Raw genomic sequence first — 18,569 nt, 5'->3', positions numbered from 1 at the left:
TGGGCGGCGTCTTGAGATACTCGATCACATGCGGTTCGATGCCCGCATTGCGGATCATGGCCAGGGCATTACGAGAGGTCCCGCAAAGCGGGTTATGATAGATCACAATATCGGTCATTATTGCCTCTTCAGCAGCAGGTGAGTTCGGCCAGAAGCGGCTCGCACAGTTCGGCGCGCCCCTGGCAGCAATCCTTGGCCAGACACACCATTCAGTTCGTGCGGCGCGTCGAGGTTGGCGCGCTGAATCTGCTGCCGGCCACGTTTCTCGGAGAACACCAGCCCTGCCTTCACCATCACGGCGAGGTGCGTCGAGAACGTGCTCTGGGCCGGCCCGGATGACTCGACCAGTGCGCAGCCTTAGAGCGATTGATCCCGTGTAACCGGATCGAAAACCGCTCTAACTTCCAGTTCAACGGATCGGGCTTTGCCCGGCCCACCCGGGCAGATGCTGGGCATCCCGTTCACGCGCGAGGATCAGCGCGTGTGCGACCGCCTCTGGATATTCGCTGTCCAGCGCCTTCCTGCGGATGTGATCGCGAAAATAGTCCGCCCAGAGAAATTCCGAATAGGGCGTCTGCGTCTTGGCGAAGCCGCCTGCCTCTCGCACGTCGCCGGCCAGGGAGCGATAGGGATCATCGATCAGCCCCCCGACATGGTGCGGAATATCCTTCCATGGGCAGGGGCGCCCTTCCTCATCATAAGGATGCAGCCAGTTGTGCGCGTCCATGAAAGCGAAAAAGCGTTTCTTTGGCAGATGATCGAGCCGGGCGAGGATGGAGATCAGCACCATTTCCACGCCCTCCAGATGCAGCGCCAGCGCAAGATGATGATGATCGACGATCCACGGCCGCTTTTCGGGGCCAATCACCGCCGGGATCATGCGCTCGCCCAGATAGCGCCCGGCTTCGTCGTGCGGCCGCTCACGCCAAGCTCGCGCCTTGCGCTCCACCTCGCGCATGCCGACTGTCATCTGGGTAGGGCGCAGGTCGCTGATCTTCACCGGGTCCAGTATCGGCTGGATGAGGGTCGCGATCGACATCGTCAGTTCTCCTTCAACGCCAAAGCGACGGCGTCCGCAACGCTATAGGTGCCGGTGGATGCCAGTTCATCCTGTCCGCTGGCACGCAATATTCCGCGCACCCGGTCATGCGCGCGGGCCAGGATGAGGCGACAGTTTATCGTACGCAAGGCCGTGGCAAACTCGCCCAGCGCCTCTACGCCCGTGCTGTCGAGATCGTCGCTCTCCTCCAGGCTCAGGATCAATGTGCCAGGCTTCCTCTGCCGCGCTCTGTCGGCCATGGCCCGCAGCACGCTCTCGGCATTGGCGAAGATCAGCGGAGCGTTGGGCCGGACGATTATGATACCCGGCAGCGCCGATGTGTCGGGATGGCGCTGGCGATCGACGAAGTCATGGCCATCACCCACTCGCCCCAGTTCGCTGAAGGACGGATGCGACAGACGATAGAGCAGTTCGACGATCGACAACGCGATGGCCGCCAGCATGCCGTTGAGTACGCCGAGTGCCAGCACGCCCAGTGTTGCCGTCACTGCCACCCACTGGTCCCGCTGGAGGTGGAACAGCCAGAGCAGCGGCGCGGGCGAGAGAGCATGGGTCAGCGCGCCGATCACCACGGCGGCGAGAACCGGCTCCGGAATATGGGCGATGAGCGGCGTCGCGAACAGAGCGAGGGCCAGAAGCGCCAGGCTGGCCGTCAAAGCAGCCATGCGGCCGGTCGCGCCGGCACTCGCATTGGCATTGCCGGCGGAAAAGCCCGCGCCCACCGGCATGCCGTGCGCCAGGGCAGAAAGGCTGTTGGCAAGGCCGAGCCCGGCCAGTTCCCGATTAGGGTTCACGCTGTCGCCATGCGCCAATGCAAGGCCGCGGATGGTGCCCCAGCTTTCGGCAAAAAGGATGAGCGCGATCGGAGCGGCCAACTGGGTCAGGCGCGCCCATGTCGAAAAATCGTCGGGCAGACGTAAATCCGAGAAGGCGAGCGCGACCGGTCCCGCCTCCGCCACGCCCCATGCCGACAGGTCCATGGCTTGCCCCAGTGCGATCCCGGCAAGGATCACCAGCAAGGCAGCAGGAATACGCGGCGCGCGGCGCAGCAAGAGCAAAGCACACAGCGCGCCCACTCCGATCAGGATGCTCGGCCAGTGCCAGCGCCCGACCTGTGCCCCAAGGCCATCGAGCACCGAGAGGATGGAACCCCCATCAACGCGTACACCTGCGATGTTGGGCAATTGCTTGATGATGATCGTGATCGCCAGTCCGAAGGTGAAGCCGCGCAGGACGGGGCGGGAGATGAAGTCGGACAGCCCGCCGACCCGAAAGGCCGCAAGGCCCAGGAATATAACGCCCGCAATCAGCGTGAGCGCCGTCGCCATCATTCCCCTGTCTGCAGCATTTGCATTCAGGCCGATCAGCGCGGCGGCAAGGATCGCGGCCGAGGAGGATGTCGGCGAGACGATGGCATAGCGGCTGCGACCGACGACCAGATAGGCGAGCCCACCGGCGATTCCGGCTGCCAGCGCGCGACCGGGGGGCAGGCCCGCTATCCCGGCATAGGCAATCCCTTCGGGCAGGACGAGGCCGGCCACGGATAGCCCAGCCACCACGTTCCGTGCGATCGATTGCTGCATCGCGCTGCCTCCTCCCGGCTATTCCGTGTAATGCCGACATCACCGGGGGGCAATCGCCAGCGCGGATTACGGCCTGCCCAAACCTGGCGATCGAATATCGGTTGCTGCATGACTGCACTGGGCCAGCCAGTTCCGAAGCATTCTACCCGTCTTTCGATGGCGTCATTGCGCAGCACTGCAAGCTGGATATTGTTGTCAACAATGCCGCCGTCGCGCGGTTCGAGATGGCCGATAGCCTGACCCAAGACACCTTTCACAAGCAGTTCAATGTCAATGTGCTCGCCTATTTTCTCCAAGGGTGCGCGCGGTGTCTGAAGCATCAGGGCCGGGTCTGGCCTGAAATCTGCGCCTTGCGGAAGCAGGCGGGGACGTGGTCGTTGGTGATGCCGACGGCCTGCATCCAGGCGTAAACGATCGTCGGCCCGACGAACTTGAAGCCTCGGGCCTTCAGGTCCTTCGAGAGGATCGCCGACAGCGCGGTCTGCGCATCGGTGACCTTGCCCTCGATCGGTGTGCCCGAAGTAAAGGACCAGCAATAGGCGGCGAAATCCTCGCCGCGATCCTGCATCTCGTTGTAGATTTGCGCGCCCCGGATCGTCGCTTCGATCTTGGCTCGTGCCCGGACAATGCCGGGATCGCCCATGAGGCGTTCGATATCCTGCCCGTTGAACCGGGCGACCTTCTGAGGATCGAACCCGGCGAAGGCTGCGCGGAACGCCTCGCGCTTGCGCAGGATGATCTCCCAGGAAAGTCCGGCCTGGAAACCTTCCAGCATCAGCGTCTCCCAGAGCATGCGGGAATCGCGTTCGGGCACGCCCCATTCGGTATCGTGATACTGCTGCATAAGCGGGTTCGATCCCGCCCAGCCGCAGCGTTGCTTGTCGTCCATAGTCGGCTCCTCCTGTCGCGTCACTGATCGACTATATGCGTATCGGCGATTGTCTCTGCAAAGCCGTTCCCGAACAGCGTGGCCGGGGTCTGGAAGCCCGGCCGCGCCTCGCCTCCGATGACCCGCCGTGCCGCTTCCGCCGCGGCGATCGTCGTGAAGGTATAACCGTTTACGGTATCGAGCAGCGAGCGAACCACGGTTCCGTCCCTACCCGTCACTTCCACTGCCGCATGGTAGCGATTGGCTTCGCGCTGTTCCAGCGTGGGACCATCCGGCATTTGCGCCAGATCGCCCTCGGGGAAGGCGCCCTCCGACACGTGAACGAACGTCTCGATGTTCGGGATGCCCGTGGAGTGCCAGATCGTGATGAGATCGGGCAGCGTCACCGGGAAGGCCATGGCCGGGCCCTTGCCGAAATCGAAGGCGCGGACCTCATCCGCATTGCGGCCGACCAGCGCGCCGTCGACGCGGTGGAGCGTCTGCGCCGTCACGTTCTCGCTGGCGCTGACCGCCGACCCGCGCGAGAAGCCGCCGGTGACATGCAGCGCGATGCGAAGCTTGATGGGAGCGGCACCCCGCTTAGCCGCGTGTCCGGCCAGCGATCCGAGCATTGCCACGCTGCCGCCGCATCCGGGCAACAGCATGACGCCCGCCGCCCTGGCTTCAGCATCCAGCGTCTCGGCAAGCCGGTAGCTGTCCATCTCGGCCGCAATGTCGAGATAGTGGACTCCGGCTGCCAGGCATGCACGCATCAGCGGCTCAGCCGTGTGCATGAAAGGCCCGGCGCAGTTCACCAGCACGCCGATGCCGTCCATCGCCGCGTGCGCAGCGGCGCGATCGTCGGCCGTGAACAGCCGGTACTCCGCGCCGAGTTCCGCGGCGAGCAGTTCGAGCCTGCCTTGGTCCTTCACTCGTCCGGCGATCACGAAGTCCAGCCCGTGCGCCTTCGCGTTAGCGCAGACCATGCGCCCGGTGTACCCGGCCGCGCCGTAGATGATCAGTTTCGTCATGTCAGTGCTGCCAGTTCTTGTAGGTGAATTCGAGGCTGTATCCGTCCGGATCGAGCACGTTCGCGGCGTAATAGCGTGGATCGTAATAGAGCCGGGGGCCGGGCGGTCCATTGTCGGTCGCGCCCGCGGCGATGGCGGCGGCATAGGCGGCATCCACCTCCGCTTGCGAACTGGCGATAAAGCCGACATGCGCCGCATTGCCCTCGACGGTGCCCTCCCGCAACCAGAAAGCCATCCGGTTGTCCTTGCCGAACCCCTTGAGGTCCGGATGCCCGGGAGGGCCGTCCTTTCCATCGTAATCGACCCGCTGCGTGATCCCCAGCGGTGTCAGTACGGCGGTGTAGAAGGCGACCGCGCGATCGAGATCGCTGACCGACAGGAAGACGTGATCGAGCATGTGGCTCTCCCGTTCAGATGATGTAGCCGCCGGCGATTTCGATCGACTGCGCATTGACCCAACGATTGTGATCGGAAAACAGCCCCGCGATGGCACCGCCGACGTCGTCCGGTTCGCCGACCCGGCCGAGCGCGGTCTGCCCGGCCAGCATGGCCTCGAACTCGTCATCGAGACCGCCGCCCAGATCGGTGCGGATCGCGCCCGGTGCGATGGAATTGGCACGGATGCCGCGATGCCCGAACTCCTTCGCCATGTAGCGGGTAAGCACTTCGAGCCCGCCCTTGAAGCTGGCGTAAGGGGCGACACCGGCGGTCGCGACGCGGGTTGTGGCGCTGGCGACATTCACGATATGCCCGCCATTGGCCATGAGCGGCAGCAGCGTCTGCGTCAGGAAGAACGGTCCCTTGAGGTGCACGGCGAACAGGCCGTCGAACTCCGCTTCCGTGACCGTCGCGATCGGATTGAAGACGCCGTAACCCGCGTTGTTGACGAGGCCGTCGAAATCCTCGCGGCCCCAGTGGGTCTTCAGCGCGGCACCGACGGCATCGCGGAAGGCGAGAAACACGGAGGTGTCAGCGACGTCGAGCTTCAGTGCGGCCGCCTTGCCGCCATCCGCCTCGATCCCGGCCACGACGGCCTCGGCACAGGCGGGGTTGCTGTTGTAGGTGAGGATCACCCCCATGCCTTCCCTGGCGCAAAGGCGGGCGGCGCTGGCACCGATGCCCCGGCTTCCACCGGTGATGATGACGATTTTCATTGGGTAGTTCCTCGCGATGTTGTCGAGCCTTGAACTACGCCGACGAGCCGGACGGCGCTCACCGGATCCTCTTCGATCCATGCCTGTTTCTGCTTTTGACTTGGCCGGGTGAACTGCGCGTGAGATGGTCATGCGCATGAACGCGAACCTTACCGAACTGCGCCGCCTGGCCGCGCATGCCGAGAACCGGCGCACCGACACAGGCATACCCCGGGTCGCGATGGTGCAGGGCGAAATTCCCGAACATCAACTGGCGGCGGTCTACGATCCGATGATCAACCTCATTCTCACCGGATCGAAGACGATGACGGTCGGAGACCGCACTCTGCGCTACGATCCGGCCACCTACTTCGTGATGTCGATCGACCTTCCGGCGGTGGGCTCGGTTCACCCGACCGAGACCGGCGAGCCCTATCTGGCAGTGAGCCTCACGCTGGAGCCGACGATCGTTGCGAACCTGCTGGCCGACCTGCCCAAACCTGCCGGAGGCGATCTCTACAGCCCCGGTTTTTCGATTGCGCCGGTGACGGACGAACTGCTCGACGCCTGGCTGCGCATGCTGCGCCTGATGGAGCGCCCCGCCGATATCGCTGCTCTGGCTCCCGCCTATGAACGTGAAATCCTCTACCGCGTCCTCCAGGGACCGCATGGCTGGATGCTGCGTGACATTGCTGCGCCTGGCACCGCGCTTTCGCGCGTCAGCATCGCCATCCAATGGATACGTGAGAATTTCACCAGGCCGCTGAGAGTCGAGGCCCTGGCCGCGATGGCGGCACTCAGCGTTTCCGCGTTTCACCGGCACTTCAAGGCAGTCACGGCGCTTAGTCCGCTTCAGTATCAGAAGCGGATTCGGTTGCTGCATGCCCGGTCGTTGCTGATCGCCGGAGAGGGAAACGCGACCTCGGTTTCATTCGGCGTAGGCTACGAAAGCCCGACCCAGTTCAGCCGGGAGTATGCCCGCTATTTCGGGACGCCACCATCGAAGGATACGCTGCAGATTGTGGGCAGGGTCAATTCGAAGAGGCCGTAGCTGGCGGCACCACATCAAGAGCTTGGACGCCACGGCTATACCTGAGAATGATAAATCGACCATTGAACGACCGGCCAAAGGCCCGTTGCTCCAACACGCCTCGCGCCTCTTCCAGCAACGGCAACGCTGCTTCCAAGTCCACCGAATGGCCTGGTCCGATCGACCGTGAGGCGGAAATCGCCGCGACGACCATGCCGTTCGCATCCCGCAGCGGCACGGCGATGCATGCCAGCCCTTCGCTGATCTCTTCACGGTCACAGGCGAAACCCAACCGGCGCACCGCAGCAAACTCTTTCGCAAGCGCGCGTGGCTCGGTGATCGTATGCGCAGTCAACTGAACGAACGGACCGGCCTCCAGATAGCGGGCCTGCTCCCCGTCCGGCAGATGCGCCAGCAGGACCTTGCCGATCGCGGAGCAATAGGCTTCCAGCTGCATCCCCACTTTCGTGAACAAGTCGCCGCCCGCCTTGACGCGGTACGTCACCATATCGCCGTCGAGAGTGCCCAGTTGAACCACACAGTCCAGTCGCCTCGCGAAGTCGGGCAACAATTGGCGGCCGATACCGGACAGCACCTCCGGCACGCTGATCCGGCCCGCGAAGGCGAGCATTCGCGGGCCGGCAACATGACGCCCGCCTCCAACCGGCGTCAGCAACCCTGCGTCACGCAACGCGGCAAGATGCCGGTGCATGGTTGCCACGGGCACATTGAGACCGCCCGCAAGCGATGAGGCGCGGCTGCGCCCGCCATCGACCAGGACCGCTTCCAGCAAGTCCATTGCCCGCTCGAAAGATGAAAGGCGTGGCATTCCATTTCTCATATTGTGAGAAGTAAACCTGCTAGCCAACTGGCGCAAGTCATGCCGCGCATCTATGCTCGACGGCAAGCGAGAGGGAGACCATCGGTAATGACCGAAACACCGCACGAGAGCCTGGCGAAAAGGCTGCGCGACGCATACGTCGCGGGCGCCGTACCGCCGCTACGAGATGGACTTGAGCCGGTGGATGCGGCGGGCGCCTATGCCGTGCAGGAGATCAACACGCGTCACTGGCAGGCACAGGGCCGTCGCATCGTCGGCAGGAAGGCGGGGCTGACGGCAAAGACGGTCCAGCTACAACTCGGGGTCGATCAACCGGATTTCGGCGTCCTGTTCGATGACATGCGCATCGCTGATGGCGGGCGCCTCGCGGCTTCCCGGACGATCCAGCCGAAGGCCGAAGCCGAGATCGCGCTCGTGCTGGCACGCGACCTGCCGGACGACACGACCACCGCCGCGCAGGTGGGCGCGGCGACGGGCTCGGTTCACGCCGCGATCGAGATCGTCGATTCCCGCATCGCCGACTGGAAGATCACCTTTGCCGATACCGTGGCGGACAATGGATCGTCCGCCTTCTTCGTGATCGCAGAGGAAGGCGTTCCGATCGCCGGGCGCGACTTGTGGAGTTGCGGCATGGTGATGACGGTGAACGGCGCGATCGCATCGATCGGCGCTGGCGCTGCCGCCCTCGGCCATCCGCTCGAAGCGGCCGCCTGGCTGGCACGCACGCTGGCGGCACGGGGCGATCCGCTCAAGGCAGGCGACATACTGCTTACCGGCGCACTGGGGCCGATGGTGCCTCTCTCGCCGGGAGATCAGGTGCGCGCCGTGGTCGGCGGCATCGGCGAACACGCGCGCCAACATCGACCTGCTCAAGGCCAGGCTTATGGCACCCGCATGATCCGAATTGCAGGGAATGTGAGTTAGGCCCCTGTTTGCGCGTCGATTGACAGCCAGGAGCAACAATCCAGACTCGCTTATCGCTTTATTTGAAAATCGACCGGAACGGTCAGTTCGACACTATCGGGTTTTTCCTTGGGTATCGCAGGCAGCGGCTGTGCCCGCTGTAGAGTATCCAGCGCGGCTTGATCGAGGTCGCGCGAGCCCGACTTCTGGACGATCTGGGATGACAGCACCATGCCGGCCCGGTTCATGACGAAGCGAACAAGAACGGTCCCTTGGTGGCGAGCCGCGCGCGCGCGCGCTGGATAACGGCGGAACCGCTCCAGGTGCGCCAGTATCTGCCCCTCCCAGTTGGGCTGCGCGTTGTTGGAAACGCGGCTTGCGGGTGTGGGCGCGACGATATTCTTGGGAGCGGTGGTTTCGGGAACCGGTGGACCGGGATCAATCACCTCGACAAGCGGCTCGTGCGTTTCTGTAGCCGACAGGGGTGGCGGGACGAGCCGGATCAGGGGCGTCGGAATCACGATCTCGGGCTTTACAACGGGTCGCGCCTCTTGGCTCTCGACCTGCTGCGGACCAGGGGCGACTTCCCGGACAGGCTCTGCCGACGCGGCCAGCGGAGCCAGTTCCATGACCGTGAGCGGTCGTGTCGTCGAGACAACCGGCGAGCGAACCGCCTTCCATGTGAACAAGGCTGCGGCTAGCATGAGCGCGAACAGAGATGCCGTGCTCCCGAAACCGGCGAGACGCGTGCGCCAGTCCATCGGTTGCTCACAATAGCGCGCGTAAGCGCACGGCACCTCTTCGAACCGAACGCCTGACGCTGCCGATCCGATCGCGTCGCTCCTTTGCCTGGGTCGATCGGGATAATAGGGCCGGAAGGCAATATAGCCTTCAGAGACAGGCGTTTCGGTATTGTTTGTTTCACGCTGGGCTCTGCGATAGCGTCCCGGCCTCATGGTCGCTCTCCTAGCTCCGGTCGCCGAACGATCCATGATGCCCAGAACAACAGGAATGCCAGGATTGCTCCAGACAAAAGCGGACCCGGCCGGACGTGGAACCAGAACAATCCGAACCCTGCCGCCATGCCCGCGCATGCCGCGATCTTGGCGCGGCGTGGTACCGCGCGCTCCTTGCGCCATGCGCGTAGCCCCGGCCCGAAACGAGGATGATTGAGCAACCAGGCTTCCAGCTGAGGGGACGAGCGTGCAAAACAGGGCAGCGCCAACAAAAGAAAATCGGTCGTGGGAAGCAGCGGCACGAAGATGCCGATGAAGCCAAGGGCAACGAGCATCGAACCCAGGACGAGCCATCCGGCGCGGGCTGCCCGTCCGCGCCGGAGGAGTTCGCGGTGCGTTACCTCAGCCAAGACGGGCATCGACATGCGCCTGTACCCGCGCGAAAGCCGCCAGCGCACCTTCATTGGCATCCCCTTCCTGCGCATCGGTCAGGATCACGGCATCAAGGGCGGAGGTGAACGCGCGCCAATGCGCGGCCGGGCCCTCCATTGCGGGCGCGAGATGCCGCGCACCGTGATCGTCGGACAGCCCCAGCTTCTGCGCTTCCTTGCGGAGCAGCGCTGCCCCCATGTTCGAACCTTCGGCGACGTAAAGCCAGCCCAGCGCGGTTCCCAGGTCAAGCAGCGTGTCGGCAGCAAAGCTGGGCGCCCCTGATATGGGCGCTGCAACATCAAGATCCTCCATGTCCGCCACGACAAGCGGGAGACGGCAACGCTTCATGAGGTCCGGAAAGGCCACCTGAAGGTGCGGTTGCGCGTAGAGAGCCGCCACGTCGCGGTGGAACAGGTACTGGATGCCCAGAAAGCGCTTGTAACGTTCAAGGTTGGCGAAGGAGAACCCGGACATGATCGAGTGGTCCACACCCTCATGGACACCGCGGGTAAAAGCCTTGAGCCGCTTGGCGCGGCTCTGCTCATCAATGGGATGTTCGGTCGTCGCTACGGTCATGGGCAATTCCCTGTCTGGTTGATTGTCTGATGAGCAGGATACCGGAGCGGCCCTGCTTTTGGGCCGCCCCCCTTTCCGATCGTCTCCGATGAGGGTGTGAAGCTCGGATCGGTGGGAAGATGGTTCCGCGCGGGAAGGGCCCGAACATCGGCCTTCTGCCCGATTTCGGAATGGCGCATCGGGAGAGCTAGAACGCACGGCTCAGCCTCACGCTGGCGGTGGTGCGCTTGTAGGAATAGAGCCAGTCGATGTTGCTTTCGACGCGATTGTGCTGGAACACAACCTCAGGCGTCAGCCCGGCGAAAGCGAAACCGGGGAAGCGCGCGATCGCCGTGGCATTGAACTGGTCATCGCTCCGCTTGGCGGCGAAGACGGCGCTATAGGCGCGGTTATCGCGATGCCGGTAGGAACCGAGAAGAAGAAGGCTGGCGCTTTTGCCTAGCGTCCTGCCGATCCCCAAGCGCCCGCCCCATTGCCGGTAGGCGTTGGTGGCCGCCGGAGTGTCCTTCACGGCAAGATCCGGGCCGCCAAACACCGTCCATCCCGGCGCCGGCGTATACCACGCGGTCAGGCTGGTATCGATGAGCGGGCCATCCTGGGAACTGAAACCGCGCTGCCGGTAGCGATAGTCGCGATAATTGCCCTCAAGCCGGAGCAGTACTTTACGGGACAGGGTATGCTGCCACTCGGCATTTGCGCCCCAGGCATCGTAGAGGACGGATGAACCTAACGTCCCAATGTCAAAGGATGGCGACAGCGAGAACGTGTCACGCGCAGACTGATATTGGTAGCCAAGCCGCATGATGAGGCTGGCTTGCGAGTAATCATGTTCACTTGGGTACACATCGCCGAAAAGGAGCGCGCGGGCGCGCAAACCGTGATGGCCCGATATCGGAATGCTGCGGTTGAGCGAGCCTTCGAAACTGATCCCCATGGCCTTTACCGCATCGGGCAACTGCCGGTCGAACAGGCAACTGCCGTCGCTGGTCGCCAGCAGGCAGGTGTAGCTTTCGGACGATTGATTGAGATTGGTGCTGTAGCTGGGGCCTATGGCGATATTGCCTTGCCAGCCCCGCCGCTGTCTCAACGCCAGGAGAAAGGCGTCTACGGTACGGACCACCCCCGTCGATCTGTCGCCATCGACAACCAGGCGTTCACGCACCTGCCGGAAGGCGCCCTGCGCTTCACGGTCCTTGCGGTTTTCGAACAAGACCCGCGCCAGTTCGAGTTGGCCCGACATGAGATCGGGGTCGAGCTCCACCAGTGCACGATAATGCCGTTCGGCTTCACCCAGCTTGCGATCCTGGCGCGCAAGCGCGCCCTTGGCGAAAAGCACGAGTTTGGGATCACGATCTGTGTATCCCTCATAGGCCGTCAGAAAACGGCGACCCTCGCTCCATATGCGGCGCCGGATCGCAATATAGAGGGCCTGTCCCATCTCATCGACATTATCGCCTACCGCGTAAGTCTTGCCGTCGATCTCCAGCGACGTCGGGGGCCCGTCCAGCGCGTCGGCATCTTCGAGAAGCCGGGACTCTGTCTTGCGCTCCTGCCCCTGCAACTCCTGATCAAGGCGCAGCCTGGTATCCTGTTCCGCTGTGCTCTGTGCCAGAACAGGGACCGAAACGCATGGAGCGGCGGCACACAGAAGCGTTGTCAGACCCGTTCGACAACGCGATGCAATGGCAAAATTCAAAATCGGCATGTTAGGCTTCGATCTCTGCGGTGATTTCGCGCAAGAAAGGCCAGAGCCGGGAAAGCCCGGCCCTGACCTCGGTGTTCACAGATGCGCGATCACTGCTTGCCGCCAAAGGCGGTATCGTACTGGCTGTTGCTGAACTCCACGATGCCGGCCAGCGCCTGGGCCGCAGACCCGAAGAACTGGCCGCTCACGATACCGCTGCTGGCGACCGGCACCGTGGAACTGGTGGAAAGGTTGAACGCTTGCGCGTCAACGCCGGTGATCGTCGAACCCAGGATGTCGGCCGTGCCGATATCGACCTTGTAGTTGGCCGACTGAATTGAGCCGGTCAGCGTGTCGTCGACAAAGTTTGCGGTGAAAGTCCCGCTCAGCTGACCATTCCCGGCATAGTTGCTCACACCGTAGACGTTATAGTTGACCGCCGTCCCGGTGAGCGCATTCACGGCTGCGTTCGTCGAGGCGCCGGTGCCGCCGAAATAGACGGTGTGGTCGCCGGCCGATGCACTGCCGGTCTGGCTCCATTCACCGTAGTAAACGTCATAACCATCGACCTTCGAGAAATCGAAACGACCATATTTCGAGTGATCGGTGGTGGTGCCGGTCGGGTTGTCTACCGTGGTCACGATGTTGGCTGTCGGCGTAGCCGTCCCCTGCAGACCTTCGAAATCGACGAAAAAAGTGCCGGGCCCGATAGCCGGAACGGAGATTCCGACCTTCCCGATCGTATGAGGCCCAAACGGGACGTTGCTGACTCCGATCTGGACCTTTGCCGAGTCGCTCGTATCGGAAACGATCTGCGCCTGTGCGGTCCCCGCGAGAGCGAAGGAAACGGTCATGGCGCCAACAATGGCTTTGAGATGAACGAATTTCATTCTAGTTCTCCTGCGATCAAAGCACCTGACCATCAGGTGCTCTTGTCCAGGGTCGCCGCCGTCATCCCGTTTGCAGATGGCAGATGCGGTGGCGGCCCTGAATCCCGTGTCAGAACCGGCCTGTCAGGCTCAGTCGTACCGTCCGTCCCGGAGCGGGCAGCATCGAGCGCGAAAGCGGGTCCATGTAATAGCGGTCGTTGAGGTTCGTGCCGGCCAGTTCGGCGCTGAACCGATCGTTGAGGCGAAAGCGTGCATAAGCGTCGAACGTGATGATCTCGCCCCATGTGTAGGGGATGTTGAGCGCGCACCCGCTGACGCACGTCTCGCCAGTGGTCCATTCCTCCAGCGGGTCGGAATTTTTGTAGGCGCTATACCAGGTCAGGCGCCCGCCAACCTCAAGACGTCGCTCGAAGAAGCGTCCACCGACGTTCCAGTTCACGCTGGTCTCCGGCGTGGCCTGGGTCAGCAGGAAGCTGCTGACGAAACCATATTTGACGCAGTTCGGCACACGATAGCCGCGAGCAGTGTCAATTCGCACTGCCACGTCTTCATCGCAGACCTGGTTCTTGGTCATATGACCGGCGCTGATATCGGTGAAGAAGCGCCCATTATCGAAGCGCGCCTGCAACTCCAAGCCGGCGATGGTCTGCCTGTCGAGATTGCTGAACAGCAGGTTGCTGGTACGTTCGATAACGTCATGTGTGGTGTTATGATACCAAGTGAGCTTGACGTCGGCGCGCTGGCCCTCGCCGCGCAGCCCGAAAAGCGGCCGCAGGTCCTGTATGAAAGCGGCTTCCCAGGATTTCATGCGCTCCGGCTTCAAGTTCTGGAAGGGGTTGATCGACGCGGAAAAGCCGATCGTGCTCTCGAACATGCTGGGCCAGCGCAGCGCCTCGGCATAGCGGACATAGCCGCGGCTGCTGTCGCTGAAGTAAACCGTCGCCGATGCGCTTGGTACCCAGCCAGGTCCGGACTTGCGCTTGGTTTCAGTGATGGAAATCAACTCGTTTACCGGGCTGACCACACATGTCCCGGTGGTATAATTGGCAATCGAGTCCAGATAGCCGTTGATGCAGATGTTGCCGGCGCGGCTATACTTCCCCTCCGCATCCGGCACCCAGTCCGATCCGGCATGAGTTACCTCGAATGCGTACGGATTGGCCGCATAAGCTGCCACCTGCCTCGCCACGGCCCGGTCGATTGCCGCCTGCGAGGCACCGGTGCTGGCCAGTTCGGCCCTGCGCCAGGCTTCGAACGCCTCGACCCCGAATTCCGACGTCTGGTAACTCGTCGTGCTCTTGAAAGCATAGGACTGAAGGATCGAGCCGCCACTGGCTTCGATCAGTTTGGGCAGGAAATCGTCCTTCGCCCAATAGCCGGTATAGGCGAGGCCCGCATTGAGCTTCAGGAAGCTGACAGGCTTCCATTCGCCGCTCAGATTAATGCGATACTCCTCGCGGCGCCCTTCGCGCGGATAGGCGCGCGAGCCAAAATCCGTGTAGAGCAGGTAATCGTCGTCCGATCGCAGTTTCTCGTGCTGCCAGTTGGCATCCAGTACGAAACTCAGTTTCGATGAGAGGTTGAACTGGTTGCTCGCACTGAAGCCGAAGCGATCGTTACGCGAATTGGCTAGCGCTGTGTTGACGATGATGGGATTGGCCGTCGAGGCCGCATTGGGAAAGCCGCCCGCGCTATAAGTATCGCTGACGGTATCCGTCAGCCAAGCCGTTGCCTTGAAATCGATGAAACGGCTGTCGGGCTGCCATTTATACTCGGCGTTCCAGGCCTGGGCATGCACCTTGCTTTCGGGCCACTGGATATTGCCGAAGGTATAGCCATCGCCCGTCGTCATGATCCGTGAAGGCATGATCTCCCCGAACCGCGACCCAGTATCGCGAAAGCCGATTTGCAGCGCCTGGTGGTCGGCGATGTTCCATTTCGCCTTGAGCATCACCGATTCCAGTTCGCTCGATGTGTTCGGCACTTCGTTGCCGGGCTCGTAATGGAGACCCAGCACGCGAACATAGGTAGTCGCGCCCAGAGCAAGGCCTTCCTGCTGGTAATAGTCGGCCTTGTTCGTGCCCGAGAAGTAGTTGCCGCGCTCTCGGAACGCATAAGCGCCGAACAGCTCAAGGTCGCCAATGCGCCCCGCCGCCGCGATCCGGATCGCCCGGTCGCCGGCCGAGAACGCTTCGTTATCGTCTTTGGTCCGCAGGTTCACGCGCAGCGAAGGATCGCCGTAGGGGAAACTGGCCGAGAAACCTGTCGGAAACCCCGGAACGTCGAGATGATTTTGCCCGGTCAGCAGTGTTGGCCAACGCGGGTTGGTCGAGTTGTTGCCGCCTTCCAGCTTCAGTTCGATACCGAAGGTTTCGCCGGGCTTCAGGATATCGGCTGCGTCGAGCGTGTTGACGACCACCGCGCCGCCAGTTGATCCGTTGACCCCGCGCGTGGACACCGGCCCCTTGAGAACCTGGATGCCGGAGATCAGGCTGGGATCGATGTAGCTGCGGTTCCCCGCGCCGTTATAGCCCTTCCAGACCGTCAGCGCCTGCTCGGTGCCATCGATGATGACCGGGACCCGTCCTGGCCCCTGAATCCCGCGAATGCTGGGATCGAGCGCGCCGCCATTGCGCGCGTCGCCGCTGAACACGTTAACCATGCCCTTGAGCACGTCCGCCGTGTTGGTGCCGCGATAACGCTCCACCTCTTCGCGGCTTGCGAAAGTGGAGGAAACATCGCGGTCGTAAATCTCGTCCTTGCGTCGCTCGTCGCGCTGGGCGCCGGTTTCCTGTGCGGCGACGGCAACATCGCCCGTGCCTTCGACCCGTAGGGGACCCAGGACAACCGTCTCGCCCTGCCCTTGGTCGGGCACCGACACCGCAATGCGGCGCAAGGACACGATCCTGCCGTCGATGCGCGCTGCAAAGCCCGTCGAAGCCAGGAGCCTGTTCAGCGCCTGCGAGGCGCTCATGGTGCCGCGCACCGCAGGTGCCGAGATCCCGCGCACCTGATCCGCGTCCATACTGACCTGAAGCCCGGACTGGCGACCAAAGTCCGCCAGGGCATCGACCAGCGATTGCGCTGCAATGTCGAAGTTGCGAGGCGTCTGCACACGTGCTTCCTGCACTTGCGCATGCGTCGGTGTATTCAGCCCTGCGGCGGCCCCTGAAGCCAATAGCGCGCTCGTCCAGATCCGCCGATTTACAAACCCTTGGAAAATACCCCCCGAACCCACCTCGTGCATTCCTTCCGTCTAAATCGTACGCTCAACCTGAGTCGCTATTGCGACGCAGTTGCACTTCTTAAACGTGCCAGCTGAAATGGATTCCGGAAAAAAATGGGAGGGGCACAAAAAACTTAGTCGGTCGTGACAATGCGTACCCAGGGCGAAGCATTGACGACTCGCACGTCATGCGCCCGTGTCAGGGCTTCAAGCGCCTGGTCGGGATGGCTTAGATCGTAAATGCCGCTTACGCGGCGCTCGGCGAGCGCCGCTCCCCGAACGACGATATAGCCCTTGTACCATGGACGGATGCGGTCGATCACGTCTGCGATCGACTGGTCGTCGACGATCGCAATGCCCTCGCGCCAGACGGCCACTCGGTCAGGACGGATCGCACCGCGCACGGCCCTGCCCGCCGCGTCAGTCGTTAGCGACTGTCCCGCTGTCAAAAACACCCTATCGGGGGTTTTGTCTTCTGGTAGGATCACCGCGACCTTGCCGCGTGCAACATCCACATCTGCGCCACGCTGGGTCTTTCGAACGGAAAAGGCAGTGCCCAGAACGGTGATAGAACTGGCACCGGCCTCGATCCTGAACGGACGCGCCGTGTCGCGCGCGACATCGAACCAGGCCTCTCCGCGCAGCAGGCTTAAGTTGCGGCCATTTGCGCCATTGACAAAGGCAATGGCCGAATCCGGCGCCAGATGGACTTTGCTTCCATCCTCCAGCGTCACGAGACGGACTTGACCAGTCCCGGTCGTCTCGTCCGCGTGAAGCTGAAGCCAGAGACCAGGCGCGATCGCCCAGCCTAAAGCGAGGGCGATCGCGGTGGATGCCAGCGTGTTCCTGCTCCGCAACGTCGCGCGCGCCAAGGATGGCGGTATCCAGGTCCGCGTTTTTCGCGATGGTCCAGCAGCGGTCATCAGGAGGGAGACCCGCGTGGTTTCTTCCCACGCGGCGAGATGGGCCGGACTCGAGTTCAGCCAGTCTATGAAAGACAGGCGCAGCCCATCATCTTCGGGATGGTCGTTAAGTTTCACCAGCCACGCGGTGGCCTGGCGGCTGAGATCGCCCCGCTCTGGCTCCACCTCCTCGTTCCCGCTCATCGCCTTGTCCTGTGGTGCGCCGCCGAGCGGCACATGCTTGTCGTTGCTTTACGCATTAAACGAACGGCACTCCTGAAATTCCGGAACTTTCTGCAAACGAGGTCAGTGCCTGCGCTTCAACGCCTTTTTGCAGAACTCGACGGCATCGATCACCAGTTCGGATGCGACACTTTTGGAGATGCCTAGTTCGACGGCGATTTCGATCAACTTCATACCGTCGAAGCGGTGCATCTCGAAAGCCCGGCGCGTCCGTGCCGGCAATCTCTCCATGGCTAAGCGAAGCCGTTCCAGTTCGTCCTTGGCCTCCAAGACAGCCTGCTGCGATGGCTCATCGCTCGGTACAAAGCCTGCCAGCCCTCCCCCATCGGGTATGAAGAGCCGGTTCGCCCGTCCCTGTTGGCGCTGCCTGTCGAGAGCGAGGTTCCCCACGATCCGAACGAGATAACCATGAGGTTCCTCAAGCTGGCGCGCGCCTGCAACTGCGCGGAAGCGCAACCAGGCCTCCTGCATCACATCCTCTGCTTCGCTAGAATCCCCGGTTATCCTCGTGGCGTAACGAAGAAGCTCCGCCTTTGCCGCGAGAAATACCTGAAGGGTATCCACTTTAGACACCCGATGTCGCGCCCCCGCCAACTCTAATGATGAGATGCTCAGTAGCACTTAGGAATTTGCGAACCAATCGCAAAAACGTTCATGAGTACGAAGATTCTTTCATAGCGATCCATACGAAATTGGCGCCAAGCCCGACCGACGGCATGTGGGGCGCGTTGCTGCCATCCTGCCATCGACCCGTCCTTGCCGCTCAAAGTCTGACGTGGTCCCGCCTTCTTGGACAGTTTGGCGGCTGAGTTAAGCTAATCCCATTTGCCGTTCATGCCGCCATTTTGGTTATGAGATGATGGGGGCATGCCCCCCATCATCTGATTGCGCGATCCGCCCATAAACCTCTGCCGGGGTTTGTCCGGCCAGACCCGAGTGCGGCCTCAAGGAGTTGTAAAAGGTAATCCACCGGGCAAGACCAGATCCGGTTTCGAAGGCATGGAGATAGGCACACTCGTACTTCAGGGATCGCCAGAGGCGCTCGATGAAGACGTTGTCCATCCAACGCCCCCGACCATCCATGCTGATGCGAACCTCGGCCTCGCGCAGTACGCTGGTAAAGGCCTGCGATGTAAGCTGGACGCCTCGAAGAACCGGCTGAATTTGGCATGATTTTGACGTGACGGCGCGGGAGGGTCCGGTGGGCCTCT

18 protein-coding genes and 3 pseudogenes are annotated in these 18,569 nt (G+C 62.5%); 3 read left to right on the top strand and 18 right to left on the bottom strand.

Annotated elements, in window-relative coordinates; genetic code table 11:
- From LH128_RS05080 to LH128_RS05070, 4 genes and pseudogenes are all read right to left on the bottom strand, one after another.
- Positions 1-118 (bottom strand): annotated as a pseudogene (locus LH128_RS05080) (arsenate reductase); the annotation flags it as partial.
- A 10-nt stretch (positions 119-128) separates the two neighbouring features.
- A pseudogene (locus LH128_RS34345) lies at positions 129-348 on the bottom strand (ArsR/SmtB family transcription factor); the annotation flags it as partial.
- A 61-nt stretch (positions 349-409) separates the two neighbouring features.
- Positions 410-1,039, bottom strand: coding sequence for a ParB-like protein (locus tag LH128_RS05075; RefSeq protein WP_008828505.1), 630 nt, complete (start codon positions 1,037-1,039; stop codon positions 410-412).
- A gap of 2 nt (positions 1,040-1,041) precedes the next feature.
- Positions 1,042-2,643, bottom strand: coding sequence for a SulP family inorganic anion transporter (locus tag LH128_RS05070; RefSeq protein ID WP_008828504.1), 1,602 nt, complete (start codon positions 2,641-2,643; stop codon positions 1,042-1,044).
- Between LH128_RS05070 and LH128_RS34995 the strand changes: the two genes are divergently transcribed.
- The gene (locus tag LH128_RS34995; protein ID WP_202950087.1) at positions 2,625-3,053 is read left to right on the top strand and encodes an SDR family NAD(P)-dependent oxidoreductase; all 429 of its coding nucleotides are present in this window, start codon (positions 2,625-2,627) and stop codon (positions 3,051-3,053) included. The genes LH128_RS05070 and LH128_RS34995 overlap by 19 nt on opposite strands.
- Here the strand turns inward: LH128_RS34995 and LH128_RS05065 are convergent.
- From LH128_RS05065 to LH128_RS05050, 4 genes are read right to left on the bottom strand one after another with little or no spacing between them, the layout of a single operon-like run.
- Complete coding sequence (locus tag LH128_RS05065) at positions 2,963-3,532, bottom strand: DNA-3-methyladenine glycosylase I (protein ID WP_008828503.1); 570 nt, start codon at positions 3,530-3,532, stop codon at positions 2,963-2,965. The two genes, LH128_RS34995 and LH128_RS05065, sit on opposite strands and share 91 nt — an antisense overlap.
- A gap of 20 nt (positions 3,533-3,552) precedes the next feature.
- Positions 3,553-4,542, bottom strand: coding sequence for a saccharopine dehydrogenase family protein (locus tag LH128_RS05060; RefSeq protein WP_008828502.1), 990 nt, complete (start codon positions 4,540-4,542; stop codon positions 3,553-3,555).
- Between the two features lies 1 nt (position 4,543).
- Positions 4,544-4,939, bottom strand: coding sequence for a VOC family protein (locus LH128_RS05055; RefSeq protein ID WP_008828501.1), 396 nt, complete (start codon positions 4,937-4,939; stop codon positions 4,544-4,546).
- Positions 4,940-4,952: 13 nt separating this feature from the next.
- A complete protein-coding gene (locus LH128_RS05050; protein WP_008828500.1) occupies positions 4,953-5,696 on the bottom strand; it encodes an SDR family NAD(P)-dependent oxidoreductase in 744 nt (247 codons plus the stop codon).
- A 130-nt stretch (positions 5,697-5,826) separates the two neighbouring features.
- Between LH128_RS05050 and LH128_RS05045 the strand changes: the two genes are divergently transcribed.
- The gene (locus tag LH128_RS05045) at positions 5,827-6,726 is read left to right on the top strand and encodes an AraC family transcriptional regulator (protein WP_327195063.1); all 900 of its coding nucleotides are present in this window, start codon (positions 5,827-5,829) and stop codon (positions 6,724-6,726) included.
- On the opposite strand, the gene LH128_RS05040 is transcribed toward LH128_RS05045, so the two are convergent.
- Positions 6,707-7,504, bottom strand: a complete 798-nt coding sequence (locus LH128_RS05040; protein WP_069709351.1) for an IclR family transcriptional regulator — start codon at positions 7,502-7,504, stop codon at positions 6,707-6,709. The two genes, LH128_RS05045 and LH128_RS05040, sit on opposite strands and share 20 nt — an antisense overlap.
- 129 nt (positions 7,505-7,633) lie before the next feature.
- Between LH128_RS05040 and LH128_RS05035 the strand changes: the two genes are divergently transcribed.
- Positions 7,634-8,470 (top strand): 2-keto-4-pentenoate hydratase, encoded by an 837-nt coding sequence (locus LH128_RS05035; RefSeq protein ID WP_008828497.1) that lies wholly within the window; start codon positions 7,634-7,636, stop codon positions 8,468-8,470.
- Positions 8,471-8,520: 50 nt separating this feature from the next.
- Here the strand turns inward: LH128_RS05035 and LH128_RS05030 are convergent, their stop codons facing one another.
- From LH128_RS05030 to LH128_RS04990, 9 genes and pseudogenes are all read right to left on the bottom strand, one after another.
- Positions 8,521-9,405: an energy transducer TonB family protein gene (locus LH128_RS05030; RefSeq protein ID WP_327195062.1), complete on the bottom strand. Its 885-nt coding sequence runs from the start codon at positions 9,403-9,405 to the stop codon at positions 8,521-8,523.
- Entirely contained in the window at positions 9,402-9,830 is a 429-nt protein-coding gene (locus LH128_RS05025) for a DUF454 family protein (RefSeq protein WP_083910108.1), read from the bottom strand. The genes LH128_RS05030 and LH128_RS05025 overlap by 4 nt, the downstream gene beginning before the upstream one ends.
- Complete coding sequence (locus tag LH128_RS05020) at positions 9,808-10,413, bottom strand: biliverdin-producing heme oxygenase (protein WP_008828494.1); 606 nt, start codon at positions 10,411-10,413, stop codon at positions 9,808-9,810. Before LH128_RS05020 ends, LH128_RS05025 begins: the two co-directional genes overlap by 23 nt.
- A gap of 187 nt (positions 10,414-10,600) precedes the next feature.
- Complete coding sequence (locus LH128_RS05015) at positions 10,601-12,118, bottom strand: surface lipoprotein assembly modifier (RefSeq protein ID WP_083910106.1); 1,518 nt, start codon at positions 12,116-12,118, stop codon at positions 10,601-10,603.
- Positions 12,119-12,207: 89 nt separating this feature from the next.
- Entirely contained in the window at positions 12,208-12,987 is a 780-nt protein-coding gene (locus LH128_RS05010; RefSeq protein WP_008828492.1) for a Slam-dependent surface lipoprotein, read from the bottom strand.
- Between the two features lie 109 nt (positions 12,988-13,096).
- A complete protein-coding gene (locus LH128_RS05005) occupies positions 13,097-16,102 on the bottom strand; it encodes a TonB-dependent receptor (RefSeq protein ID WP_008828491.1) in 3,006 nt (1,001 codons plus the stop codon).
- Between the two features lie 245 nt (positions 16,103-16,347).
- Entirely contained in the window at positions 16,348-17,352 is a 1,005-nt protein-coding gene (locus tag LH128_RS05000; protein WP_008828490.1) for a FecR family protein, read from the bottom strand.
- Between the two features lie 69 nt (positions 17,353-17,421).
- A complete protein-coding gene (locus LH128_RS04995; protein ID WP_236727521.1) occupies positions 17,422-17,922 on the bottom strand; it encodes a sigma-70 family RNA polymerase sigma factor in 501 nt (166 codons plus the stop codon).
- 268 nt (positions 17,923-18,190) lie between these two features.
- Positions 18,191-18,507: pseudogene (locus LH128_RS04990) on the bottom strand (transposase); the annotation flags it as partial.
- Positions 18,508-18,569: the final 62 nt, after the last annotated feature.

The organism is Sphingomonas sp. LH128, from assembly GCF_000293195.2.
Classification (GTDB): Bacteria; Pseudomonadota; Alphaproteobacteria; order Sphingomonadales; family Sphingomonadaceae; genus Novosphingobium; species Novosphingobium resinovorum_A.
The sequence above is the reverse complement of the archived record's forward strand: the minus strand, read 5'-3'. Positions and strand labels throughout refer to the sequence as shown.